The sequence below is a fragment of the Dyadobacter sp. OTU695 genome (assembly GCF_038440355.1).
In the GTDB taxonomy this organism is placed as follows: domain Bacteria; phylum Bacteroidota; class Bacteroidia; order Cytophagales; family Spirosomataceae; genus Dyadobacter.
The window spans coordinates 25,128-49,826 of sequence record NZ_JASATN010000013.1 but is presented as its reverse complement, the minus strand read 5'-3'; the positions used below and the strand labels follow the sequence as shown (position 1 = coordinate 49,826).

The window sequence follows — 24,699 nt, the reverse complement described above, 5'->3', positions numbered from 1 at the left end:
GGGTATATTATTCGTTGTAAGCGCGTTCCATTTCAGCAATGTCGAGTTTTCGCATGCCCATTACAGCCTGAAACATCTGCCCGGCCCGCTTTGGGTCGCCGCTAGCTAACCGCTCGTTCAGCATGGCAGGTACAATTTGCCACGACAGCCCGAACTTGTCTTTCAGCCAGCCGCACTGGCTCTCCTCGCCGCCATCGGACGTGAGCGCGTTCCAGTAATAGTCAATTTCTTCCTGGTCTTTGCAGGAAACAAAAAACGAAACAGCCTCTGTGAACCTGAACATCGGCCCGGCGTCGAACAGATGCAATGTCAGTCCGTTGATCTCGATGACGCCCATCATCACCTGGTCGGCCGGCATATGAGTGCCTTCACCCCATGTTTTTAGCAATTTGATCCGTGAATTTGGGAAAATGCGGGTGTACAGGTTCATCGCTTCCTCTGCGCCGCCGTTGTACCAGAGAAACGGTGTAATGCCTTGTGCTGTTGACAATTCGCTCATTGTTGTGAATGTTAAAGGTGAATGGTTCGGAAAAATGGTTTTTAGTTTGCTGATGATTGACATTACAAATTTGACAGGTTGGGCGAAAATAAAAGGGGTGTAAATACGCCTATCCCAAGGGGTAAAAATGCCAACTGAATATTTTTCTATATTTACGTCTTCTAAATCCCAAATCGTCATGAAACATATTTCGGTATATGTCCCACAATCTTCCTACATCGAGGCGGTCTCGCCCGCTTACCGGCTCTTTAATACGGCTAACGACTTTCTGAGAGCTTCCGGAAAGGAACCGAAATTCAATGTAGAATTCGTCGGCCTTAACCACGATATCAAGGCGCAGGACGGCGAATACACCATCCGGATCAACAAGCTGCTCAGCGAAGTGACCAAAACCGACCTTGTAATAATCCCCGCATTGTGTGGCAACCTCCGTGATTCGATCGAACTCGACCGCCCTGCCATTCCCTGGATGCTTGAAATGCGCGATAAAGGCTCGGAAATTGCCTCATTATGCCTCGGCGCGTTCCTGCTAGGCGCTACCGGGTTGCTCGATGGCAAGAAATGTTCTACACACTGGGCTTATTATGAAGAGTTTAAAGAAATCTATCCGCAAATCGAAGTGGTGGACGGTACCATAATTACCGACGAAGGGAAAGTCTATTCCAGCGGCGGTGCCAACTCGATCTGGAATCTGCTGATATATATTCTTGAAAAATACACCAGCCGCGACATTGCCATCCTGGCTGCCAAGTACTTTGCAATCGACATCGACCGCGACAACCAGCGCGCATTCACGATTTTCAAAGGCCAGAAAAACCACAACGACGACGGTATTCTTGCCGCTCAGGATTACATCGAACAGAATTACACGGAAAAACTGACGATCATCGAGCTCGCCGATATTGCCAGCGTGAGCCGCCGGAGTTTCGAGCGGCGTTTCAAAAACGCGACGAACAATACCATCAACGAATACGTGCGCCGCGTGCGGGTGGAGGCTGCCAAACGAAGCTTTGAGCTGTCCCGCAAGAACGTGACCGAGGTGATGTACGATGTAGGCTATACCGATACCAAGGCATTCAGGGATGTTTTCAAAAAGGTCACCGGCCTTACACCCATTGAATACCGGAATAAATACAGCAAAGAGAACTAGAAGCGGCCACCAGCCGCTTTTTTATTGAATGGTATTGTGCTAAACAATTGTTTTTCAAGGCAAACCTCGATTTACCGGTAGCTCATTTTATTTGCACCCTGCCGTTGAAATACACAATTTTGCACCGCAATTTTAACAATCGAACCAATTTATTGTCATGTCAAAATCCATTTTGATCGTCGTGCTCGCATGCATGATAGGTTCCGCGTACGCGCATTCGACTTCGCCAGCTATGATCACCAAAATCGCCTACACCGAAACTGTCGATTGCGGCAGCGTTTCCCTCATCGACATTTTCAGGCGTGCCCGCCTGTGGGTAAGCCAGTCGGCCCCGGATAATAAGACGCTCGTCGACGACAAGGAAACGGGCGACCTCGTTACGCAAGGCCACATTACGATCACCATACCAAGGTCGGAAAACAATGCAGGGGGCGTTTACAAGTTCAGTTACGTGCTTTCCGTTGAATGCGCTAACCGCAAATACCGCGCGTCGCTGGCGAATGTGGAATACCAGGAAGGCAACGGCGGCCGCTCCGTTCCCCTGGATGTTTTCAGCCAGAAAAACGAAAACAAAGCCGCTGCTACTGAACTCGACACCAAACTAAAAGCACTACTTGCTGATTTACAGGCTAACGTGAAGGATTACAAGCCGTTCTGACAATGGGCTCCAACCGCATTACTACGTTTCTCCTCGGTCCCGAACTTTCCTGGCTTCTGATGTACGGCGTGGCGCTGTTGCTGGTGGCGCCCAATCAGCCACCTACCGAAGCCGGTAACGTTCGGCTCGAAAGTCTCGCCTGGTATGTCCTGTTTTCCGCGATCATCCTCTCGTTTGCACCTTTATACTGGTCACAAAGCGGGCTTGGCTGGTGGATGCTGCGTATAGGCATTGCCGGTTTGATCGGCATCACTTCCCTTGCCACCAAATTCTGCGGCGCCATCGATTATCACGATTCGCGGAATTCGGGTGTTGGTACGCTGTGGATCATGCTGGTCATTTTCGGGGTGATCTTCTTATTTCTCGGAATGATCGGGACCAGCCTTTTTATCAAATTCAAACCCTACGCATTGCCTGTCGTGAAATGGGCAGGGATCGGGCTTGGGGTATTGCTCGTGCTCTGGATCCTCATCAACCTCATTGCCAGGACGAAATAGTCAGTTCTACCAATTAGCATCCTCTATCATGATCGACGAAATTCCTTCTCCACACCAAACCTATACCGTCCGGTTCGGTGCCTATGAAGTGCGTATGAGCCACTGGATTACCGAGCCGGGCATTTACCGCGTTGCAAACAACCAGCTGATCTTCGATATGCCGTCTACCTGGAGTTGCGACGAAGCCAAATGGATTGACGATTCTACGGTCGAACTGAAAACCAGATTGTATCCGGGCCGCGAATACTGCGATCTCCGCCTCGATCTCCAAGCCGGGACCGGAACCGCCGTAAGAGGTACCTATCCCTTTGCGAATTCAATGGGAAATCCTCCGAAGCACTTTGAAGGAAGCTTACAGGAAATTTATCGCTGGCTTTAACACCTCAAACCATGGAAACAAATAAGGGCATACCGGGCTTTGAACTGTTCATTCTGCTATTCTTTACCGTCGGGTCGATTTTGGCAATTATTTCGTATACCATCTACCGTAACAGCCGAAACCTGATCGAGAACGGGATCGAAACGAAGGGCATAGTCATAGACCTCCACCGTTTGAAGCCGCGGGAGTACCCGCTGGCCCCATCGATCCGCTTTTTAAAAAAGGACGGCACTGAACACGTATTTCACAGTTCGGAGGCACGCAACCCGCCAGAATACCAGATAGGCCAGGAAGTGACGCTATACTACGACCCGAACGATCCCGATAATGTGCATTTGCAAGGCAATTACCTGTTCGTTTATGTCTTTGCCGGAATGGGCGCAATATTCTGGCTGTTTTCAATATGGAGCGTCGGCCCGGCAGTGAAAGCGGTATTCCTCTGGCTCTTCGGCTGAAAAAAGTAAACAATATGAATTAATCCGCCAGTAAATCGATGCGCTCACCCACCTGCGTGGGAAGTGTGAAGCGCTCGCCGGAAACCGATCCCGCCAGCCTTCCATTACGCAATACCCGGACCGTTCTGCCGGGCCACGGATTGACAATCGTGCAAACCTTTCCTCTCTCGCTTTTAATCCGGACTTCCGCGACGCGTCCGTTGACCTGCCTGGCTGAAATGAGAAATGCTCCCCAGGCTCTCAGGTCTTCAAATGCCGCGGTTTGCCCTTCCGGCAGGCCCCTAAACAGGCGAATCACATTACCCACGCTCATGCACAGCATTTCGTTCAGGGCATTTGCAACCGTACAGCTGTTTTCAATCCCGTGCGGGTTATTTAGTTGAAAACCATTCGGGTAGGTATGCAAAGCATATTTACGCAGCTCACTGAATACGATACCCGGATCATAACCTACCCGAATTGCCGCCATAAAAAAACTGCTACTGGTATTCGCATCCTGAAACCGCTTCATATCGCTGATCGTATTGCGGGACAAAATCAGCAACTCGTCACCGCTGTCGAGGGTAATGGCATTGGCAGGATAAATATGCTGAATGCCCAGGCCATTATTCTCCCACCAGTCTACGCCTTTTTCTGTATAACGAAATACCCGTATGCCATTTCGCTCCTGAACGGGGAAAGCGCTCAGTTTATCGAGAATATCCCTCCATTTGGCCTGCCTGTCCTGATCTACTTTCAAAGCGGAACTTAAATCAAGCATGAGGTTAAAAGTATTGCGAACCAGGCCGAGTGTCAGGATAGGATTCATGTCCGCCCCGGAACCTTCATGAATAGCATCGTTATAAATGACATACCGCCCCTCTTCAAACCTGAGATAATCTTCCCAAAAATCGGCCACCGCCAATGCATACGGGTATATCTTCCTGCCATAACGCTCGTCGTACGTGCATCGCCAGTACTGCGCCATGTTCAACAAACCGTAGGCTGCATTGGAACGCTGCCCGAAGAAGAGACCACCCTGTTCTTCGTTGTTGGTTTTCGGATACCTTGGATGATTTCTCGTTACTTCGATTCCAAGCGGACCAATTCCGACGGGATAGAGTATTCCGCGGGTACCCGTCACGTTTTTTGCATACCACTGCCCTCTTTGCATAAAATCGATCAGCGGAGCGTCATGGGGTATGCCCTGTTCCAGGCGATTGGCAGAGTAAAGTGAATAAAACGGGGCTTGATGGTTATAGTTCAAATGGTAGTCACCTGCCCACTGCGGATCGTCGCTGGTAACCCAGCCAAAAAGGCCGGGCGGGAAACGCGGATCTCGGCTGCACGCCGCCATCGTATACAATCCCTGGTAATAGGCCTTCATTAAAATGGTGTCTTCAATACTCACCGAAGATTTTCCCCAATACGTCTGCCACCATACGTCATGTTTTGCCATCTGCAAACCTGCAGTGGTCTTGCCCGCCTTTTTTATTTGGGTCAATGCAAATTGCAGTGGCTTCTGCCGCTTAAAATTGCTCTCAACTGCGATGGATATGGTTACTTTTTTTCCGGGCTCAACGGTAAATGTACTATCACCACTATCGATGACCTTCAAGGCAACGGCCACCTCCGTGGCCATGTCGACACTGTCCGCAAACGCGCGCGTCATCCACAAGGTATTGGCCTCCGCCCCCTTCTTCAACCTGGCTTGTTGGTTATGGGGCGCATTCAAACTCACCGATATCCTGCGAGCGTGACCGACCGCGGTAATTTCAACGAAAGCGAGGTTATCCACGGCCGACACCCATGATTTGAAAACTAACTTTCCCCCATCCGATGCAAAGTTGCAGATAGTAACCCCATTGGCCAGTTGCTGCGTGGCGGTGAAATCAGCATTCACCAAGCCTTCGATCCGAATGTCGGCGGAACCGGCGGGCCGGGGGCCGGAGACATCGTCTTTTCGGGCGAGAGTTTCCGGCGATACCAGCCGCCAAAAATCGTTTTTGGAAAGATAATAACTAAGCACTTCGCCCTTGTAACCCAGGCTCATCGTCAGATCGCCGTTGCCCATCAGCGGAGCGTCGACCTTGTTACGGCTGGGTGTGGAAACCATAGGCTTCGACCAGGTATTATGAAAAGAAGATACAGGCCTGACCATCGCCTTACGCGTTTGAGAAATGCCTGTTAAACAATTAGACAGAAGAAAAAGGGTTAGGATAGTCTGTTTCATACGCATCTTAACTTTTTAGAATCGCCTCTGTTGTCCGGATCGGCTCATATCCATCCAATCGGGCGCGGCCCTGAGGTAACCGCCCTGATGAGGTACAAAGCCCAAGTAGACAATTCCAATTAATTTGTTCAAATGTATGTACATAATGCCAGAAAAAAAATATCCGACCTTACACAAAGGAGGCCATGTAAAACCTCCTTCTGTTTTAAACTGGAATATTATGCCAGAAGCGGCTTCACCACCTTGCCATGCACATCGGTAAGGCGGTAGCGGCGGCCCTGGTGCTTAAATATCAGCTGCTCGTGGTCAATTCCCATCAGGTGCATCACCGTCGCCTGGAAATCATGCACATGGACGGGGTCTTTGATAATGTTATAGCCAAAATCGTCGGTTTGTCCATATACAAACCCCTTTTTCACACCCGCGCCGGCCATCCAGATCGTGAAGCTGCGGGGATGATGGTCGCGACCGTAGTTGTCCCGGGTAAGTTTGCCCTGGGAGTAGGCCCCCCGGCCAAACTCGCCTCCCCAAACCACCAGCGTCTCGTCCAGCAAACCGCGCTGTTTCAGGTCGTTAATCAATGCTGCCGACGCCTGATCCACGCTTTTGGCCATCGTCTTGATATCATTAGGTAAATTACCATGCTGGTCCCAGCCCTGGTGGTACAGTTGTACAAATTTCACGTCCTTTTCGATCAGCTTCCGGGCCAGTACACAGTTGGCCGCGAATGTCCCCGGCTTACGCGAATCTTCTCCGTACATATCGAAAATGTAATCCGGTTCTTTGGATATATCCATCGTTTCGGGAACGGCCGTCTGCATACGATAGGCCATTTCGTACTGGGCCATCCGGTAATTGATTTCCGGGTCAAGCAGCTTTTCGAACTGGCCCTGCTGCAATTTCGCAAGCGAGTTCAGCATTCGTCTGCGGCTCGTGCGATCGATCCCCTCAGGGTTATTGAGGTAAAAAACAGGGTCCGGACCGGAGCGGAACACCACACCCTGGTGAATGGATGGCAAAAATCCGTTGCTCCATAGTTTGGCATACAATGGCTGGTCTCCGCCGCGGCCTTTCGAAAGCAAAACCACGAACGAAGGCATATTCTGATTATCGGAGCCAAGGCCATAGCTCACCCAAGAGCCCCACGAGGGACGTCCGCCCTGCTGGCTGCCTGTCTGAAAAAAGGTAACGGCCGGGTCATGGTTAATGGCCTCCGTGAACATCGAGCGAATAAATGTAACATCGTTGACAATGCCCGAGGTGTAGGGCATCAATTCACTGATCATCATATCATTATCCCCGTACCGCTGGAATTTGTATTTCGAGGCGGCCAGCGGAAAGCTGCTCTGTCCGGCAGTCATACCGGTAAGGCGCTGCCCCTTCCGCACCGATTCGGGCAGGTCTTTGCCCCACATTTCTTCCAGTTTAGGTTTGTAATCGAAAAGTTCAAGCTGCGACGGTGCGCCGCTTTGGAACAAATAAATCACCCGCTTGGCCTTCGGCGGAAAATGCGGGTGCCCTATCGGCAAACCGGCAGCTTCCGTAGCTTTTTCTCCTATTTTCCTGGCCAATGAATTGTCTGCACTCAAAAGCGATGCCATCGCTGCCGCCCCCAAACCAAGGCTGGTTTTGGACAGGAAGTTACGCCTGCTCAGTTGCTCGTGCACATGGTTTTCAAGTTCTCTGTAAAAGCTCATTGCTTTGCTTGTTATCGCTTGATCAAAAATTCATCAAAATTCATTACCGTACTGGCCACGATGGTTCCAGCCGCAAGCTGCGCCGGGTCCAGGGTTTTGTCGAGCGGGTATTCGCCCACCGCCAGGATCGACTTCATCCTTTTCGGATTCTGGCTGAAATCCTTCAATTCCTCTTCAAACAGTTCTTTCAGCACCATTTTTTCTCTCGGATCGGGCAGGCGGCTCGTCAAAGCTGTAAATGCGTAGTCGATCTGCTCGTCGACCGACTTCCCGTTTTTCAGCATATGCTGTGCCAGTACCCGCGATGCTTCCACAAATTGCGGGTCGTTCATGACAACCAGGGCCTGCAAGGGTGTACTGGTTTTCTGCCGTTTGGTAATGCAGAAATGCCTTTCAGCAGCATCGAAGTTGAGCATCATCGGCGGTGGGGAACTGCGTTTCCAGATCGTATAAAGGCTTCGACGGTAGAGTGAATCTCCGTGCTGTTGCTTGTAAGTGACCTCGTTACGCGTTGCAAGCGCTTCCCAAAGGCCCGCGGGCTGGTAGGGGTACGCGCTCCTGCCCCCTACCCTGCGCGTGAGTAATCCACTGGATACCAATGCATTGTCGCGTATTTGCTCGGCACTCATGCGGTAGCTCGGGCCACGCGCGTACAGCCGGTTATCCGGGTCGAGATCCTGCACGTTCCGTTCGATCTTTGACGATTGCCGGTAGGTAGCCGACGTTACGATCAGCCTTTGCATCGCCTTCACATTCCAGCCCGACTCCCGGAAGCGTGCGGCAAGGTAATCGAGCAGTTCGGGATGCGTGGGCAATTCGCCCTGGTTGCCATAATCGTCGCTGGAAATCACTATTCCTTTGCCAAAATACATCATCCAGAACCGGTTGACAGTTACCCTGCTGAATAGCGGATGGTCTTTATCCAGCAGCCATTTAGCCAGACCGAGGCGATTCTTTGGATATTCCTTAGGGATTTTAAAGAATGCATCCGGCGTATCCATCGTTACGGGCTTTCCGGGTGCATCGTAAGCTCCGCGATTGAGTATGAATGTTTTGCGTGGGTATTTCCGCTCCTTCATCACCATTACGTCGATCTGCTTGTCCATAATCTCCGTTTCCTCCCCGATCAGCGCACGGCTGGCCGCCATTTCTTTTTTGAAACCCGCGTCGATGTTAGTCAGGTAATAGTCCTTCAACGACGCCAACTGCGCCGGTTTCAACTGTGCCTCCGGGGTTTTCAGTGCCAGTAGCAGCTCGTTTTTGAAGGTATACAGCCCTTGCATTTCCAGCGGACTAACCGCCCGTGTGTAAATCCGGAATTCGTCGACCTCGAAGTTCTTCGTCCGCTGATCCGACAGCCGGCCAATATTCAGCCTGTCGACGTACCAGTTCGTTTTATTTTTTCCATACAAAATACTCTCCGTCAGGTGATCATTATGCACGGTAACCTTCACCGGCTGCCCGTTCACGAAGAGTTTCAGGCCAGCCGCCTTGCTTAAACCATCATAGGTGAAGCCCAGCTGCGTCCATTTGTTCATTGGGAACTTGTCCACGGTTTGTATTTCAATCGCATTCTCCGGCCAAACATGACTCATCGTCAGCCTGATACGGCCGTCTTTTTCCCGGAACACATTCCAGCCGCGGTAACCATTCATTACCCCATTCGATTTATGCAGCAACGACCCGCTCACGGCAGGGTCGTGCAAGTTAAGCCAGATGCTGATGCTGAATGGCTGATTGCGTTCGAAGAAGGCAAAATTATCGCCGAAGCTCACCGCATTATCCCCAAAAATATACCGCGCCTTTCCAATCCGGCCATTGCGTGAAGCGACGTTCGAAAGACTGTCGTCGCCCTCGGCGCTGGCCTTATGTTTCGGGTTGGCCAGGTTGGCAAACTCCTTGCCGGTCGGTTCATCGAATGTAAAATGGCCGAGCAAATCAGTTTTCTTGGGCAATAGCGCTTTTTCGGGCGCCGTGCGGGCCGTAGCAAGCCATTGGCGGAAACCGCGTTCGTAAACGGCTGCATTCGCTGTAATGGCCGATTGCTCTTTCGCCAGATTGGCATGAATGTATTTCAGTCGGGAATCTGCCTCTGCCGTCGGCAGCGTGATCGCCGGGCTCGCCTCGCCATTGTACGGAATCTGGCCATTTTCGTCATTGTTGTTAAAAAACGCATACAATGAATAATAATCCTTGTGGCTGATCGGGTCGTACTTATGGTCGTGGCAGCGCGCGCATTCGACAGTCAGACCCAGAAATGTTTTCCCAAACGTATCCACGCGATCGGAAACGTATGCACTGCGGTACTCCTCGGGGATAATACCGCCTTCCTGGCTTTGCTGGTGCATGCGGTTGAATGCCGTAGCTACCATCATGTCGCGTGTCGGGTTGGGCAGCATGTCGCCGGCCAGCTGCCAGGTTACAAACTGGTCGTAAGGCTGATTTTTATTAAATGAACTGATCACCCAATCGCGAAACGGCCATGCCGTGCGCAGGCCATCGTCCTGGTACCCGTGTGTGTCTGCGTAACGCGCAGCATCGAGCCAGGGGACTGCCATATGCTCGCCGTAATGCGGCGAAGCGAGGAGCCTGTCGACGGCCTTTTCGTAAGCATTCGGTGACGGGTCGTTCAGGAATGTCGTGACTTCCTCCGGCGTGGGCGGCAATCCGGTCAGATCCAGTGAGACACGGCGTAACAATGTGGTTTTGGACGCCTCAGGTGAAGGTTTAATGCGCTTATCTTCCAGCTTTTTAAGGATAAACCGATCGATATCATTCTTCACCCAGGCCTCGTTTTTCACTTTCGGCACCTGAGGCTTTTCTACTTTGGTAAATGCCCAATGTGGCTTGTACTCGGCGCCTTCTTCTATCCAGCGGATCAGAATGGCCTTTTCACGGGCCGTAAGCGACAAATGCGATTCGGGTGTGGGCATTACAATATCGGGGTCGGCGGAGAGTATGCGATGTACCAGCTCACTCTTGCCGGGTTTACCGGGCCGGATGGCCTTCAAGCCGCTTTCCGCTTCCTTTTTATAAGCCACTTCGGCCATATCGAGGCGTAAATCGGCCTTTTGGTGGTTCGCATCCGGTCCATGACAGGCAAAGCAACGGTCTGAAAGAATCGGCTTGACATCGTAAGTATAGTCAACAGGTGCGACCAGGGTGTTCATTTCAGCGGCCACATCGTCCGGCAGATCTATTTTGCTGTCACACGACGTCAAAAACAATCCGCCGGCGGCGACCAGCAACGAATATTTAAACCACGAATTCAACATCACTTAATAGGATAATCAGCGGGCGCTTAAAACAACTAACCAACAGCAAAAGCATCAGGCGGTACAATTCTCCATTTTCTTAATCCTAATTTAATCATTTTTGCCCATTTCCATTGGCTGGAACCGATCGAAACAGGCTATAAATGATTAGTATACTGCACTATGCATTTATGGTTTATGGTAACCTTTGGCCCGGTCGTCTACTACCAGCACCCAGTCGTGCCCATAGCCGGAAGTGGGCGGGATGAACTTGTTGACCGATTTATTATCGAATTTTCCAGCATCCCGTACCTTCCCGCTGCGCGGATCGTACCAGAACGCTTCGAGGTCGGTACCCGAAATCTTTCCGGGATTCACGGAAAAAGCCTTTCCTGACGCCGTGTAAACAAAAAGGTAATCCTTCCCCCGCGTAGCCTGCACACGTTCAGCTGCCGGCAATGCATTTTCTAGAATAATGGACTGATCTGGAACGCGATCGGTGATCGGTCGCGATTCGATCAGTTTCCGTACATATTTCATTTCCAGCGCACCGGGCAAATCGAGCGCCTGCTGCCAGAAAACGTGCGGCCCGTTCACTGCCTCGCGGGTCGGCGAGTACATCTGCCAGATGTCATGGCAGCCATAAGTATGCCCGAATGCGCCCGCGAAAAGATCGAGGTAGGCCGATTTGCGAACATCATAGGCACTTGAAGTGCCATTTTCCTTTGCATTGAAACACACCGGGTGATCTTCATAAATAGGTTCCGCATCGATTACCGGCTTCACCGGCTTGCGGTCGTAGGATCTTTGAATGTGGTCATAAACGGGCGTATCGCGGCAATGTCCGGTCTGAAACATGTTGAAATCGAACCATTCATCGTCGTGGAACCATTCGCTGGATCCTTCCTTGTTGGGCTGCGGGTGATAGGTGATCAATGCCTTGTCGTGGCCTCCTACTCCCTCGGCGATCCCGGCGGCCATTGCCCGCCATATCTCCACGTCGCGGCTGTCTTTCCGTGGCTGGCGGTCTCCTCCAAGTACCCATATGATATTCGGCCTGGCCTTATAGCGGTTCCCCAGCCACTTTCCGTACGCTTTCGCATTGCTCTCATTGAAAATCTCCGGCCCTTTGCCCCAGGTACTTTTGAACACCTTGTCTCCCCAGGTAGGCAGAAAAGCGATCGTCAATCCGTAAATCGCCGCTTTGTCGATGATATAATCGACATGCTTGAAATAGCTTTCATTCGGTTGCATCGGATCATTATTGATCAATGGTTTTTCACCATACGGATTAGGCTCAACCAGGCCGTCGAATTCGGCCAATGCAACAGCCTGAATAACCGTAAAACCCTGCTCAGCGCGCTTTTGAAGGTAATAATCGGCGTCGGAGCGGTCAAGGCGGTGGAAGAGTTCCCAGGCGGTATCGCCGAGCCAGAAAAATGGTTTGCCTTCTTTGAGTAAAAACCGTTTGTTTTCACTTATCGTATAGTGTTGTGCGCGTGCATCCGTGAGCGTACAGCAGAAGACTGCAAGAATCAGGAGAATATGTGATTTCATCGAATACCGATTTAGCTGAGTAGGATCAACTGATAAAGCCGAAGGGAATCGATTTTTAATATCCGGTATTCGAATAATCTAAAAAAAGCGAGTAGCCCGGCTTGTAGGGGTCTATTTCGGCGAATTGCACGGCCAAGAAAATTTCGAGCATTGGAAATAATTTCAATCAATTCATTACCAATATTTTACCATAATCAGGCCCGCCTTTCAATATGATTATACGTAGAATAATTATTACCGCTTAGTAAATTATTTCATCGAAATGGCGATATATCACTAATATTGGAGTATTATTTTTACAGAATCCTAACCTGAACGTGCCTCCCTATGAAAAGAATTTCTACATCTTCTTTTATCGCAGCTATTTTATGGGCCTCCTCCTGACCAGGATAGATTTCGGCCCGTTTAATACCGCTCATCAACACCCATACTGATTGCACTTCATCGACACTGCCGATAACCGGCAGAGCAACGTCAATATCTTACATTATCCATCAATTAACCCATTTCATTTTATGGCTGAACCATTTCTATCTGAGATCCGGATGGTAAGTTTCAATTTCGCGCCGAAAGGCTGGGCGCTTGCCAATGGGCAGTTTCTCCCTATCAACCAAAATCAGGCGCTCTTCGCACTGCTGGGGACCACCTACGGGGGTAACGGGCAGACTAACTTCGCGCTGCCGGATTTCCGGGGCAGGGTACCCGTTCATTTTGGCAACGGTTTTGACCTCGGCCAGAGGGGCGGCCAGGAGGCTCACACCATCACAATGTCCGAGTTGCCGCAACACAATCACTTTGTCAGGGCGATCGATTCCGGCCCTTCGAACTTGAATGACCCTTCCGGAGCTTACCTGGCCAACACGCTGCCCAACAACTTCTATTCGACAGTGCCGGGCAGTGCAGGACTCAACCCCGCGACCGTTTCGAACGTTGGCGGCAGCCAGGCGCACAACAACCTGCAGCCTTTTATGGTGATCAATTTCTGTATTGCGTTGCAGGGTATATTCCCAAGCCAAAACTAGCGCGTGCCCGCAAATTTTATTCATTTAAACAAAAACCTAAAAATATATGGCACAGCCTTATGTGGGAGAAATCAGACTGTTTGCAGGCAACTTCGCGCCCAACGGGTGGTTGTTCTGCCAGGGACAGACACTCCCGATATCTGAAAACGAAGTCCTTTTCCAATTGATAGGAACAACCTACGGCGGCGACGGAGAGGAAACTTTTCGCTTGCCCGATCTGCAGGGACGTCTGCCTGTCCACCAGGGAACCCTCTCAGGCGGCGGCACTTATACCATTGGCGAAAGTGGTGGATCAGAAGAGGTGACCCTCACTACACAGCAAATCCCTGTCCACAACCATATTTTTACGGCGACCAATAACATCGCCGACGCGGCAAGCCCTAAGGATGCCGTAATCGGGACGTCGACTACGACCAATGGATTCATTGCGAGCATACCCAGCCAGCCGATGGGCCCGGATATCCTCCCGGTCGGCGGCAGTCAGCCGCATTCGAATATGCAGCCATATCTGTGTATCAACTTTATCATTTCGCTGTTCGGAATATTTCCATCGCAAACCTAGGCTCAGGCGACAGGCAATTGTAGAACCTCAAAACCCAATCAATCAAAATGGCAGATCAATTCGTAGCAGAGATAAGAATATATCCTTTCAATTTCCCTCCCACCGGCTGGGCATTTTGTAACGGACAGCTCATGCCCATCTCGCAGAATACCGCGTTGTTTTCATTATTAGGAACTACTTATGGCGGTGACGGCAAGTCCACTTTCGCATTGCCCGACCTTCAGGGCAGTTCACCCATGCAACCAGGTCAGGGATCGGGGCTTTCGGAACGCTTTCTCGGGGAGCAATCCGGCAGCGAAACTGTGACCTTACTTCAAAGCGAGATGCCCAACCATACGCACGTGATGAGCGCGGCGCCGGAAGCCGCGGAGATCAAAACGCCCCAGAACGCGACGCTCGGATTTTCCACGCAGGGGAATATATACGCTACCGGGCAGCCCACTGTGCAAATGCATTTCCAATCGCTTTCCATGATGGGGAGCGGCCTGCCGCATAATAACATGATGCCGTATATCACCGTGAACTTCTGTATCGCGTTGCAAGGCATTTTCCCCCAGCGCCCCTAGCAACAGGCACTGATCGGCATTGTTTATGTTTTTCTGATTATTAATAAAAAATGAAGCTTACTAATACCGCCCTTGCACTAAGACCGATTACGTCCAAAGACATGCCCTTCCTCCGGGAAGTTTATGCCAGCACGAGGGAAGCAGAGATGGAAAGGGTTCCTTTCTGGACTGATCTCATGAAAAAAGAATTCCTGAACAGCCAGTTCAAAGCACAACACGAGTACTATCAGAAAAACTACACCGGTGCCGAATTTTGGGTTATTGAATTTAAACACAAAGGCGTCGGGAGGCTTTATCTCCACGACGATTTTCAAGGTAAGGGTATGCGGATCATTGACATCAGTATCCTGCCCAACTACCGCAACCGCGGATTGGGCCAGGATATTTTTAAAGATCTCATGAACAGGGCGGCTGATTTCGAAAGGCCGCTCACCATCCATGTAGAAGCCTTTAATCCGGCCAAGAATCTGTATACCCGCCTTGGATTTAAGACAATTAGTGAAACCAATGGAATTTATCATTTAATGGAATGGAGACATACGATTTAAGCCAGATTACCGCAGCAGAATTCCGGTCGCAGACGAGCGAACCGGTAGTGATCCATTTCGCAGAAAATTTTTCCCTGCCATCCACCATTGTGGCGGTTACCGAACTGAATGGCTACTCTCCCCTTGAAAGAGGTTCCTTCTCGGTGGAATTCCAGACCAATGGCGATAGCAGGGTCATTGCACAAGGCATTTACAGGGTCGTTCGTTCGGATGGCCAACAATTCGATCTTTTCTTGGTGCCGATAGCTCAGGATCCGCTGGGCACACGGTACGAAGCTGTTTTCTCCTAACCGGACTCAATCCCGATTCAACGTATCTCAAAACACTTTCACCTATGATTCAATCTTACGCTTCAAACTGAAACCATGAAAAATTTCTACTTCTACCTGGCATGTATTGCCCTGCTGGCATCGGGGGCCGAAATGGCCGGCAAGCTCTCGGGCGACACACCCGCTGCTCGCGAATGGGTCGTGAAACCGAAAAAGCAAACCGACGCGAAACCACAGGAAAAGGTGCCCTACGCAAGGGCACGGAAAAAATCTGGTGCCCGGGCCATGCTTGCACCCAGCATCAGCGCAACGAACGCCTATGCCGTCATCAGCGGTGGGGCCACGGCCGGCGGCGTACTCGAATATACCGTCGTAATCAGCAACACAGGGCCTGATCCTGCCACCGGTACCACGTTCACGGAAACGATCGACGCGAATACCACCCTCGTACCAGGTTCGGTGAAAGCCAGTCCTATTGCGGTAAATGACAGCTATTCCACAATCGGAAACGTGGGAATCGATATCGCCGCCGGACAAGGGATCCTTTCCAACGACATAAGCCCTTCGGGTACCGTGCTCAGCGTCAGCAGTACCACAACCGTTACGACGACAGGCGGTGGTACGGCCACCATTACGGCCGCGACAGGTGCATTTACTTACGATCCGGCAGCGGGGTTCTCAGGTAATGATACCTTTACTTACGACATCCAGAACGGTTCGGGGATGACTTCTACCGCTACGGTAACCATTGCCGTGGGAAGCGCCACCAATATGATCTGGTTCATCAAATCAGGGGCTGCCGCTGGTGGGGACGGAACGCTCGCCAGACCATTTAACGACATTGCAGCTTTCCAGGCGATCAATGGCGACGGTGCGGGACTTCATCCCAAGGACAATCAGTACATTTTCCTTTATACCGGATCCTACTCCGGCCCGCTCACGCTGCGCAACAATCAGAAGCTGATCGGCCAGGGCGCCACTGCCAGCCTTCTGACCATTACGGGTTTCCTGGCTCCGAGCGGCGCCAATTTATTGCCTGCCACCAACGGGACCCGGCCGACTATCACCACCTCCGGCGGAACGGTGAATGCCATTAACCTGGGAGCTACCAACAATTTAAGAGGCTTTAATATCGGCAACACCAGCGGTACTAAAATAGCAGGTTCCACCTCGGGAACATTGAATGTAGAAGAAGTAGGGCTCTCAGGCTCCGGCTCGTCCCTGAACCTGTCCAACAAAACCCTCGCGGCGACTTTCTCCGATGTAACCAGTACTTCTGCCACAGGAAGTGTCAGCCCGATTAAAATCGCTACGAGCACAGGCTCGCTGACGATACCTGATGGAAACATCACGGCAACGTCGGTACCGGCTATCGACATTTCGGGCAGTATCGCGCTGGATGTAACCCTAACCTCCGTCAACGCTAATGGTAGTACGAAGGGGATTATCATTTCGGGCACCTCGGGCACATTTACGATCAACGGGACCGGGACGACAGCAGGAACGGGCGGAACGATCCAGAATATCGGCCAGCGCGGGATCGAGTTGTCGAATACCACGGGCATCACGCTCAAAAACATGAATCTGGTGAATGCCAATCAAAATGACGGTACGGCGCCATCAGGCTCCGCTTCTGACATGAATAACCTGAATGCCAATGCGGCGGTATATGCACTCAATACCAACGGTTTAACCATGGATCGCGTGGCTATCAGCGGAACCGTAGCCCAGGAAGGTATTAATCTCCGGGGTTCCAGCAATTTCAATTTCACCAATGGTTCCATCGGATCATCGGGATCGGCCGGCATTACGGTTGAAGGCTGTATTTTCGCGGTAAACACGGGCGGCACAAACTCGATCGTGAATTCAACGTTCACCGATCCGGGAGGCCGCGCGGTATATTTTGCTAATTTCAGCACTAATATGCTCCTGCTGACCGTCGACAACTCCACATTCCAGGATGCCGACGGTGCTTCCGGTCTTCAAGTTGTAGGTTACGGCAGTTCCACGATGAAAGTGAGGGTTGGGAACAATTCAAAATTCCTGAACTGCCGGACGGCCGGTGTGGAGGTATATGCCAATGATAATGCTGTGATAACGGCCGACATAAAGAACACGGTAGTAGATCCGGGTAGTGGTGTGGGCAGGGGGCTTGATGTCGCCGCAGCCAGCAATGCCAAGATGTACTTCAATATCGAAAACAATAATGTCAAACATTTCGGGGGCATCGGGATCAACTCGTTCGGCTCCGGAAATGGTCATATCGAGGGATACATCAAAAACAATACAACAGACAACCTGTCCGGGTCTTCCGCAGTGTCGGGTATCGTCAGTTCGGTAGAAGGGGTCATCGCTGGTGCTGACCACCCGGAAGCAATCGTCGTGATAGAGGGCAATACTGTTAAAAATGTGCTCAACATTCATGGTATCGTTGCAAGCGCTCTCAGCACAGGCGGCGCCGAAAGCAGCTTTACACTTAAAACTAACAACATTCAGGTTACCGGGCCTGTCGCCTGGTACGGTATCGACGTCAATGCGCCTGCCCAGGCCGTGGCTCCGCTCAACACCGCGATCATTTGTAGTAACGTGAGCGGTAACGCGGTCACGCTGTCGGCGCCTACCAACTTTGCCTATCGCGCCAGGGCCGGTAATCCCGGCACGACGATACGCTCGCAGGGAAGCGGTTCCTCCATCGTCGACGTGTGGAACAACGGTGGCAACACGCCGGTGGGCCGGGCCTTTCCAAGCGGTACCGGGTCATTTACCTTCAATGCAACCTGCCCAACACCGGGCGCCATCTCCTTCCGTGAAGGCGTCGTAGAAGTTTTGGCAGAAAAAGCATCCGTAGAGAAAGAATTGGCCGAACCTGTAACCACAACTGCCGGGGAACCAACACTTGCCGTGGCAGTTGCAACACCCGCTGCTGAACCGGTTGCCAATGAAGTGACAGAACCTGCTGTTGCAAACCCTGCCAGAACCGAGGCGGCACAGTCGGGCGAGACCGTGACGGTAAATGGAACAGGAAGCGGTTTTACCCTGCCAAATGGCAAGAGCACAACCATCAAATTCCGTGTGACGATCAATAATAACATCCCGGCATCGGTGTGCCAGCTTTCTACCCAGGGTACTGTAAGCGGAACCAACTTTGCCTCGGTGCTGACCGACGATCCGAACACAGTGGGAACTAACAACCCTACTACGACGACCGTTACTTCTACACCGGTGATCACTTTCTGCCCGGGCGATCAGACATTCTCGCCTGATCCGGGAACTTGTACATCCACCAAAACTTTCGCGGCAACCGCAGACGGATGTCCGGCACCTACCATTACTTACAGTGTAGGCGGCAACCCGATCACGTTCCCATATGCATTCCCGGCCGGCCCAACAACCGTACTGGTAACCGCATCGAACGGTATTGGAACCGCACCTACCTGCTCGTTCACGATAACGGTGACACCTACCCCGGCGCCTCCGGTTACCGACCAGCCAGATGCACAGACAATCTGCGCGGGTTCCGGGACTTCTTTCACCGTGGCTACTTCTCAGACCGGTGTCACTTACCAATGGCAGAAAAAACCTTTCGGCGGGGCGTTCGCAGATATCACAACCGGTACAAACCCTACTGCCGACGATGCTACATTGACGCTGAGCAACGTTCCGGCCTCGGATAACCTCTCGGAATACCGCTGTATCATTACGAATCCTTGTAACAACAGCACTTCCTCAGCTGCCGTGTTGACAGTGAACCAGATCACAGGTTCGAGCATCGCAGGAACTACCACGGTGAACCAGGGCGCGTCGGCTCCCTTGGTAACGTTCGGCGCTACCGGTGGTACTTTGCCTTACACATTTACCTACAAGATCAACAACGGATCGAACCAGACGGTCAGCACGACAGGCGTTAACACTACCGCCACCGTCAGCCAGTCGACCGCTGTCGTAGGTGTGTTTACATACGAATTAGTGAGTGTAACCGACGCGCAGAACTGCACACTTACGCCATCCCCTGCACAAACCGCTGTGGTAACCGTGGCCAATAATCTTACGGCGACGATTTCCGGTAGCACCGACGCTTGCCAGAATGACGCACAGCCCGTGATTACATTTACTGCAGTCAATGGGGTTGCACCGTTTACATTTACCTACAAAATTAACGGCGGTTCCGATCTGCAGGTCACAACAACCGGCGCCAACACGACGGCGACAGTAAACGTACCAACCACTGCCACGGGAACATTTGTTTATTCGTTGACCAACGTAAGCGGAGCGGGCGGAGCTTCAACACCAGTTGCCGGACAAACGGCCACTGTAGATGTCAATGAGAAACCAACCATCGCTCTGACGGGCGCTGAGTATCTATGTAACTATGCGGTGGATCCTCAGACTTACACGGTTTTCTTTACGGCTACCGCAGGCGCTGTGATCACCACCGACAAAGGCACCGTTGATGGGAACACCGTGGTAGGTATTCCAAGCAAGCAAACGGCGATTATTGTGGCTACACTGAACAATTGCACGGATACGCTCACAGCTTACAAAGACTGCTCGCTTCCGGTAACATTGATTGATTTCAGCGGTGCGAAAGTTGAAAACACCATTGCTTTGAAATGGAATACCGCAGAAGAATCCAACAGTGATCACTTCGATATCCAGCGCAGCGCCGATGGTAAAAACTGGGCAACGATCGGTACAAAGAAATCGCAGGGCGAAAGCTATGCCGTTGTGAACTATGGCTTTGTCGACAAAAAACCTGCTTCCGGCGATAATTTCTACCGCCTGAAAATGGTCGATATCGACAAGACCTTCGCTTACAGCAAGATTATCAAAGTTAATTTCGCCGACGCCGCATTGCTATCCGAGTCCTATCCAAACCCGGTTTCCGACATTCTGAACCTGAAAAGTACAGATTGGAGCCAGGTTAAATCGGTAGAAATGCATAGTCTGACGGGACTTTCTGTTTACAAATCAGGCAAGACCGTCTCGAAAACCATCGATGTAAAAAACCTGCCCGTAGGCATGTACATTCTGACGATCACGCACAAGAACGGTGAGATAACCAACCGGAAAGTGCTAATCAACCGATAAATACGGCACTAATGCATCGTTAATGTGTTGTTTAGATTAACTGTATCAGGCGGGGAGTTTCTCTCCGCCTGATTTTTTATAAATTTGGTTTTTACACTTCAGATGACACCCTTGAAAACGCAGCAGAAATGGGAAATTGCGATCCATATCAGCATATGGACGACGATTCTGCTCCTGCCCTACTTCTTGTCGTCGGCTGACGCAGGATACAAGATCGGCGGTCTGCCCCCTGCATTTTTTACCATGGCAGGATTAATCCATGCAGGAATTTTCTATTTCAACGCTTTTTATCTTTATCCTAAACTTGCCCGGAAATGGTGGTGGCTCTATGTCCCTTGTGCCATCGCGCTGATTGTAGTTTCCTTCGTTCTCAAATACCAGTTGATCGCCCGGTTATTCCCGGAAGTAATACTTGGAAATTCAGCCGGATTTATTTTCGCGCCGTCGGTATTCGTCTTCGCGGCAAGCCTCGTTTACCGCAGGGTGAGCGACGGAATCCGAAAAGAACGAGCTCGGAAAGAATACGAGGCGCAGCAAGTCGCCGCCGAATTGAAACTGCTGCGATCGCAGGTTAACCCACATTTCCTTTTCAATGTATTGACCAATATGGTAGCGCTCGCCAGACAAAAATCTGACCAGCTCGAAGGCGCACTCATCCGCCTCGCCGATCTCATGCGTTACATGACGTACGACACGCAGGCGACGCAGGTAACCGTTCGGCAGGAGACTGATTATCTCAAAAGTTATATTGAATTGCAAAAGCTGCGCTTTTCGGACACCCTGCGCATTGAGCTGGATATTCAAATGGACAGCAATGCTGCCGGTCTCTTCATAGAGCCGATGATACTGGTCCCGTTCGTGGAAAATGCGTTCAAACACGGCGCCTCGTGGACCGGCGAGCCTTACATCCTGATCGACCTTAAAGTAGCAGGCGGGCTTCTCACATTAAGGGTCGAAAACCCGCACGATTCCCGCCCCGGCTCGGCGAAGGACGATCATTCGGGCATAGGCCTCGAAAACGTACGCACGAGGCTGAAATTGATCTACCCCGATCAGTACAGCCTCGGTATCGACGACCGCAACAATGTGTTTACAGTAAACCTGAGCCTGAATTTACGATGATGCGATGCCTGGCCGTTGATGACGAAAAACTTGTGCTAGACCTGCTTGTGGACAATATCCGCCAGGTACCTTACCTGACACTCGTCAAAACTGCGCGCAATGCGATGGAAGCCATAGATATACTGCAAAACGAGCCGATCGATCTGCTTTTTCTGGACATTCAGATGCCGCGGCTCAACGGTTTGCAGTTCCTGAAAAGCCTCCCCAACCCTCCCCTGGTAATCCTGGTTACTGCTTATGATAAATATGCATTGGAAGGTTTCGAGTTGAATGTTGTCGACTACCTGCTCAAACCGGTGAGTATGGAGCGCTTTTTGAAAGCCTGTAACCGTGCATACGAGCTGTTTCAACTCAAACAAAAACCGCCCGTGCCCGTTGCCCCGGCAGAGCTGCCCGATTTCTTTGTCAATGTCGAGTATTCGCTGGTAAAAATAGTGGCGGCCGATGTGGCCTGGGTCGAAGGATTGAAGGATTATATCAAAATTTACCTTTCCTCAGCCGCAAAGCCCGTTATTACCCGCATGACTTTCAAAGCATTGGAAGAAAAACTTCCTGAACCGGCATTCGTCCGCACCCACAAATCTTACCTGGCAGCCGTTCAGAAAATTACGGCAGTCAAACGCGATTTTGTCATGATCGGCGCAACAGAAATTCCTGTCAGCGAGCATTACAAAGACCATCTCCGCAAAATCCTGAGCATTACGCCCGAGTAATCGTCGCAGGATTTCACCACTTCGTCGCAGCCATTTACCGCCTCGTCTACTCTCCCTGAAATGCATTGGGGTACGTCATAGCTTTGATCAAAAAACAAACAAAGCCATGACTTCCAATGCACTTACAATTAAACTCATCGTAACGGCCGTAGGCGTGCTCTTTACGCTCGCAGTCCGGGCGCAGAGCCGCATTAGCGGCGAAGTAACCGGTATGCTCGGCGAAGCTGTTCCCGGTGCGCACATCCACCTCAAAGGCTCGCGCTCCGGCGCGGTGGCCGACTCGCTTGGTAAGTTCAACTTCCTGACCACACAACGTGGCAATCAGACGCTCATCGTTACATCGCTCGGTTTCAAAACACATCAGCGACCTATCAGCATCACCGACAGTACGCTTACGCTCTCCATTACCCTGGATGATGCCGTCAACACCCTCGACGCCGTGACCGTCAGTGCCGGTAGTTTTGAAGCCAGCGACAAAGCCAAAGGTGCTTCGCTGACACCCATCGATGCCTATACCGTGGCGGGTAATGGCGGGGATATCTCCAATGCATTGAGGTCGCTCCCGGGCGCGCAGCAGGTAGGCGAGCGCGAGGGGCTGTTTGTCCGCGGCGGTACCAATGACGAAACGAGGATGTTCGTGGACGGCACGCTCATGAAAAACCCGAATTATGCATCCGTGCCCGGCATTATGCAGCCGGCGCGCATTAATCTGTTCCTTTTTAAAGGCGTCTTGTTCAACACCGGCGGCTATTCGGCGCTGTACGGGCAGGCCATGAGCAGCGCACTGATCCTGGAAAGTATCGATCTGCCTGAAAAAAGCTCCGCTAATTTCAGCGTATTTCCTTCGAATCTCGGCGCGGGTTTTCAGCATCTGTCCAAAGCTGGCGGAAGCAGCTACGGGGGCGGGCTCGCTTACAGCAATCAACGTTTCTACAACAGCGTGGTACCACAGCGCCCCGATTATTACCACGGGCCGGAGTATACCAGCGCGAATGCGAACGTCCGCTTCAAGACCGGAAAAACGGGCATGCTGAAGGGGTACGTCGCCTACGCCCAAAGCAATATCGGTATGCGTAACCCCGACATTGACAGCTCTTCGTTCCGCTCCGATTTCAGACTGAAAAATCCGAATATGTACGGAACGGTAAGCTACCGGACAGACCTCGGAACCGACTGGCGCCTGGATGCCGGCATTGCGTACACTTTTGATAAAAACACCGTCCACAACCGCCTGTTGAGCGCAAATAGCGAACTTATTGCTCTGCCATATGCACCGTTTTCAACCAAAAACGGCGACATAACACTCCGTTCGCATTTCGCGCAAGGCCGTGCGGTGCTCACGCGCCACTTCGACGGCAGCCAGGCATTACGTTTCGGGGGCGAGACTTTCTTTTTTCACGACGTTCAAGAATACAATGGTACGACAACGCTGCTCCGCGACCAGTTATCGGCCGTTTTCATCGAAAGCGATCTTCATCTCGGCGAGCATTTGGCCTTCCGGCCGGGTTTACGGGGCGAATATTCGAGCCTTTTGCGCAAAGCGGTGGTAGCTCCGCGCGCAAGCCTGGGTTACCGCCTCGGTACGGCAGGTCAGCTAAACCTCGCGTATGGTATTTTCTACCAAAAGCCTGAAAACCGGTATCTTTTCCAAAACGAGCAACTGGGATTTTCGCGATCGGAACACTATGTCCTTAACTATTCCAAAAAGGCCAATAACCGGCTTTTCAGAACGGAGGTTTACTATAAAAAATACAAGAACCTGGTGAAGAGTAACCCGGACGTCACCCTGGGAGGTGATGGTTATGCACAGGGGCTGGAAGTTTTCTGGCGGGATAAAAAGACGGTCCGTAACCTGGACTATTGGCTAACTTACACGTACCTCGACACCAAACGCGACTACCTGGATTATCCTCAAAGTATCAGGCCGTCGTTCACGAGCCCGCATACGTTCACGATCGCAGTCAAGCGATTTTTCCAGGGGATTAGTACCAACGTCAATGTTTCGTATTCCTACGCAGCCGGTCGACCATACTACGACATCCGCCCAGCCAGTGACGCCGGTTCGCGCATCTACGATTCCGGCACCACCCGCCCTTACAATGTGCTGAACCTCCACGTATCGAAAATGATGACCTTTTTCAAAAAATCTAAATTCAGGGATTACTCCGGCTTCGCATTCGGGGCCAACAATGTACTCGGTACCAGGCAAGTTTTCGGATACAATTATTCATACAACGGCCAGTTCAGGGCACCCGTCACCTTGCCAGCCGCACGGTTTTACTTCATCGGCGTATTTATGAGCCTGGGCATCGACCGCACCGAAGAGCTACTGGACGGAGGCTGAGGGTTTAGCGTTTATGAGTTCAGGGTTTATAAGTTAAAAGTTCAAAGCCTGCAAACGATGACCGAGCCACCTGATTCATCAACGCTAAACTCATAGACCCTACACTC

Annotated in this window: 19 protein-coding genes; 14 read left to right on the top strand and 5 right to left on the bottom strand. The window is 51.4% G+C overall.

Translation table 11 applies throughout. The annotated features are described in order from the left end of the window. Nucleotides 1-7: 7 nt before the first annotated feature. Nucleotides 8-499: a VOC family protein gene (locus tag AAHB90_RS21995; RefSeq protein ID WP_342087377.1), complete on the bottom strand. Its 492-nt coding sequence runs from the start codon at nt 497-499 to the stop codon at nt 8-10. 178 nt (nt 500-677) lie between these two features. Here AAHB90_RS21995 and AAHB90_RS21990 point away from each other — a divergent pair, with 178 nt between their 5' ends. The 5 genes from AAHB90_RS21990 to AAHB90_RS21970 all read left to right on the top strand — a co-directional run bounded on the left by AAHB90_RS21990 (nt 678) and on the right by AAHB90_RS21970 (nt 3,638). Next, entirely contained in the window at nt 678-1,649 is a 972-nt protein-coding gene (locus tag AAHB90_RS21990; RefSeq protein ID WP_342087375.1) for a GlxA family transcriptional regulator, read from the top strand. A 157-nt stretch (nt 1,650-1,806) separates the two neighbouring features. Then, nucleotides 1,807-2,307 (top strand): DUF4468 domain-containing protein, encoded by a 501-nt coding sequence (locus tag AAHB90_RS21985; RefSeq protein ID WP_342087374.1) that lies wholly within the window; start codon nt 1,807-1,809, stop codon nt 2,305-2,307. Between the two features lie 2 nt (nt 2,308-2,309). After that, nucleotides 2,310-2,804 (top strand): hypothetical protein, encoded by a 495-nt coding sequence (locus AAHB90_RS21980; RefSeq protein ID WP_342087372.1) that lies wholly within the window; start codon nt 2,310-2,312, stop codon nt 2,802-2,804. Between the two features lie 28 nt (nt 2,805-2,832). Next, the gene (locus AAHB90_RS21975; RefSeq protein ID WP_342087371.1) at nt 2,833-3,183 is read left to right on the top strand and encodes a hypothetical protein; all 351 of its coding nucleotides are present in this window, start codon (nt 2,833-2,835) and stop codon (nt 3,181-3,183) included. Between the two features lie 11 nt (nt 3,184-3,194). After that, nucleotides 3,195-3,638, top strand: coding sequence for a DUF3592 domain-containing protein (locus tag AAHB90_RS21970; protein WP_342087369.1), 444 nt, complete (start codon nt 3,195-3,197; stop codon nt 3,636-3,638). A 19-nt stretch (nt 3,639-3,657) separates the two neighbouring features. Here AAHB90_RS21970 and AAHB90_RS21965 read toward each other — a convergent pair whose 3' ends face one another. From AAHB90_RS21965 to AAHB90_RS21950, 4 genes are all read right to left on the bottom strand, one after another. Beyond that, a complete protein-coding gene (locus AAHB90_RS21965) occupies nt 3,658-5,850 on the bottom strand; it encodes a glycosyl hydrolase family 95 catalytic domain-containing protein (protein ID WP_342087368.1) in 2,193 nt (730 codons plus the stop codon). Nucleotides 5,851-6,068: 218 nt separating this feature from the next. Beyond that, nucleotides 6,069-7,547, bottom strand: a complete 1,479-nt coding sequence (locus AAHB90_RS21960; protein WP_342087366.1) for a DUF1501 domain-containing protein — start codon at nt 7,545-7,547, stop codon at nt 6,069-6,071. A gap of 11 nt (nt 7,548-7,558) precedes the next feature. Further along, the gene (locus AAHB90_RS21955) at nt 7,559-10,822 is read right to left on the bottom strand and encodes a DUF1553 domain-containing protein (RefSeq protein WP_342087365.1); all 3,264 of its coding nucleotides are present in this window, start codon (nt 10,820-10,822) and stop codon (nt 7,559-7,561) included. 168 nt (nt 10,823-10,990) lie between these two features. Further along, nucleotides 10,991-12,358, bottom strand: a complete 1,368-nt coding sequence (locus AAHB90_RS21950) for a glycoside hydrolase family 140 protein (RefSeq protein ID WP_342087363.1) — start codon at nt 12,356-12,358, stop codon at nt 10,991-10,993. A gap of 515 nt (nt 12,359-12,873) precedes the next feature. Here AAHB90_RS21950 and AAHB90_RS21945 point away from each other — a divergent pair. From AAHB90_RS21945 to AAHB90_RS21905, 9 genes are all read left to right on the top strand, one after another. Next, entirely contained in the window at nt 12,874-13,380 is a 507-nt protein-coding gene (locus AAHB90_RS21945; RefSeq protein WP_342087362.1) for a phage tail protein, read from the top strand. Nucleotides 13,381-13,426: 46 nt separating this feature from the next. Beyond that, on the top strand, nt 13,427-13,942 hold the full coding sequence (locus AAHB90_RS21940; RefSeq protein WP_342087361.1) for a phage tail protein: 516 nt from the start codon (nt 13,427-13,429) through the stop codon (nt 13,940-13,942). A 47-nt stretch (nt 13,943-13,989) separates the two neighbouring features. Further along, nucleotides 13,990-14,508, top strand: coding sequence for a phage tail protein (locus AAHB90_RS21935; protein ID WP_342087360.1), 519 nt, complete (start codon nt 13,990-13,992; stop codon nt 14,506-14,508). Nucleotides 14,509-14,558: 50 nt separating this feature from the next. Beyond that, a complete protein-coding gene (locus AAHB90_RS21930) occupies nt 14,559-15,056 on the top strand; it encodes a GNAT family N-acetyltransferase (RefSeq protein WP_342087359.1) in 498 nt (165 codons plus the stop codon). Beyond that, nucleotides 15,038-15,346 carry a DUF6916 family protein gene (locus tag AAHB90_RS21925; protein WP_342087358.1) on the top strand — a complete coding sequence of 103 codons (309 nt, stop codon included), beginning with the start codon at nt 15,038-15,040 and terminating at the stop codon, nt 15,344-15,346. Before AAHB90_RS21930 ends, AAHB90_RS21925 begins: the two co-directional genes overlap by 19 nt. Nucleotides 15,347-15,421: 75 nt before the next feature. Beyond that, complete coding sequence (locus AAHB90_RS21920) at nt 15,422-20,413, top strand: Ig-like domain-containing protein (protein ID WP_342087357.1); 4,992 nt, start codon at nt 15,422-15,424, stop codon at nt 20,411-20,413. A 102-nt stretch (nt 20,414-20,515) separates the two neighbouring features. Then, complete coding sequence (locus AAHB90_RS21915) at nt 20,516-21,535, top strand: sensor histidine kinase (RefSeq protein WP_342087355.1); 1,020 nt, start codon at nt 20,516-20,518, stop codon at nt 21,533-21,535. Then, nucleotides 21,532-22,248 (top strand): LytR/AlgR family response regulator transcription factor, encoded by a 717-nt coding sequence (locus AAHB90_RS21910; protein ID WP_342087354.1) that lies wholly within the window; start codon nt 21,532-21,534, stop codon nt 22,246-22,248. The genes AAHB90_RS21915 and AAHB90_RS21910 overlap by 4 nt, the downstream gene beginning before the upstream one ends. Before the next feature lie 106 nt (nt 22,249-22,354). Beyond that, complete coding sequence (locus tag AAHB90_RS21905) at nt 22,355-24,592, top strand: TonB-dependent receptor (RefSeq protein WP_342087352.1); 2,238 nt, start codon at nt 22,355-22,357, stop codon at nt 24,590-24,592. The last annotated feature ends 107 nt before the right edge of the window (nt 24,593-24,699 follow it).

Bases quoted from the DNA above. Each gene is read 5' to 3' on its own strand.
- AAHB90_RS21995 (WP_342087377.1), bottom strand. From the start codon at position 499: ATGAGCGAATTGTCAACAGCACAAGGCATTACACCGTTTCTCTGGTAC.
- AAHB90_RS21990 (WP_342087375.1), top strand. From the start codon at position 678: ATGAAACATATTTCGGTATATGTCCCACAATCTTCCTACATCGAGGCG.
- AAHB90_RS21985 (WP_342087374.1), top strand. From the start codon at position 1,807: ATGTCAAAATCCATTTTGATCGTCGTGCTCGCATGCATGATAGGTTCC.
- AAHB90_RS21980 (WP_342087372.1), top strand. From the start codon at position 2,310: ATGGGCTCCAACCGCATTACTACGTTTCTCCTCGGTCCCGAACTTTCC.
- AAHB90_RS21975 (WP_342087371.1), top strand. From the start codon at position 2,833: ATGATCGACGAAATTCCTTCTCCACACCAAACCTATACCGTCCGGTTC.
- AAHB90_RS21970 (WP_342087369.1), top strand. From the start codon at position 3,195: ATGGAAACAAATAAGGGCATACCGGGCTTTGAACTGTTCATTCTGCTA.
- AAHB90_RS21965 (WP_342087368.1), bottom strand. From the start codon at position 5,850: ATGAAACAGACTATCCTAACCCTTTTTCTTCTGTCTAATTGTTTAACA.
- AAHB90_RS21960 (WP_342087366.1), bottom strand. From the start codon at position 7,547: ATGAGCTTTTACAGAGAACTTGAAAACCATGTGCACGAGCAACTGAGC.
- AAHB90_RS21955 (WP_342087365.1), bottom strand. From the start codon at position 10,822: ATGTTGAATTCGTGGTTTAAATATTCGTTGCTGGTCGCCGCCGGCGGA.
- AAHB90_RS21950 (WP_342087363.1), bottom strand. From the start codon at position 12,358: ATGAAATCACATATTCTCCTGATTCTTGCAGTCTTCTGCTGTACGCTC.
- AAHB90_RS21945 (WP_342087362.1), top strand. From the start codon at position 12,874: ATGGCTGAACCATTTCTATCTGAGATCCGGATGGTAAGTTTCAATTTC.
- AAHB90_RS21940 (WP_342087361.1), top strand. From the start codon at position 13,427: ATGGCACAGCCTTATGTGGGAGAAATCAGACTGTTTGCAGGCAACTTC.
- AAHB90_RS21935 (WP_342087360.1), top strand. From the start codon at position 13,990: ATGGCAGATCAATTCGTAGCAGAGATAAGAATATATCCTTTCAATTTC.
- AAHB90_RS21930 (WP_342087359.1), top strand. From the start codon at position 14,559: ATGAAGCTTACTAATACCGCCCTTGCACTAAGACCGATTACGTCCAAA.
- AAHB90_RS21925 (WP_342087358.1), top strand. From the start codon at position 15,038: ATGGAGACATACGATTTAAGCCAGATTACCGCAGCAGAATTCCGGTCG.
- AAHB90_RS21920 (WP_342087357.1), top strand. From the start codon at position 15,422: ATGAAAAATTTCTACTTCTACCTGGCATGTATTGCCCTGCTGGCATCG.
- AAHB90_RS21915 (WP_342087355.1), top strand. From the start codon at position 20,516: ATGACACCCTTGAAAACGCAGCAGAAATGGGAAATTGCGATCCATATC.
- AAHB90_RS21910 (WP_342087354.1), top strand. From the start codon at position 21,532: ATGATGCGATGCCTGGCCGTTGATGACGAAAAACTTGTGCTAGACCTG.
- AAHB90_RS21905 (WP_342087352.1), top strand. From the start codon at position 22,355: ATGACTTCCAATGCACTTACAATTAAACTCATCGTAACGGCCGTAGGC.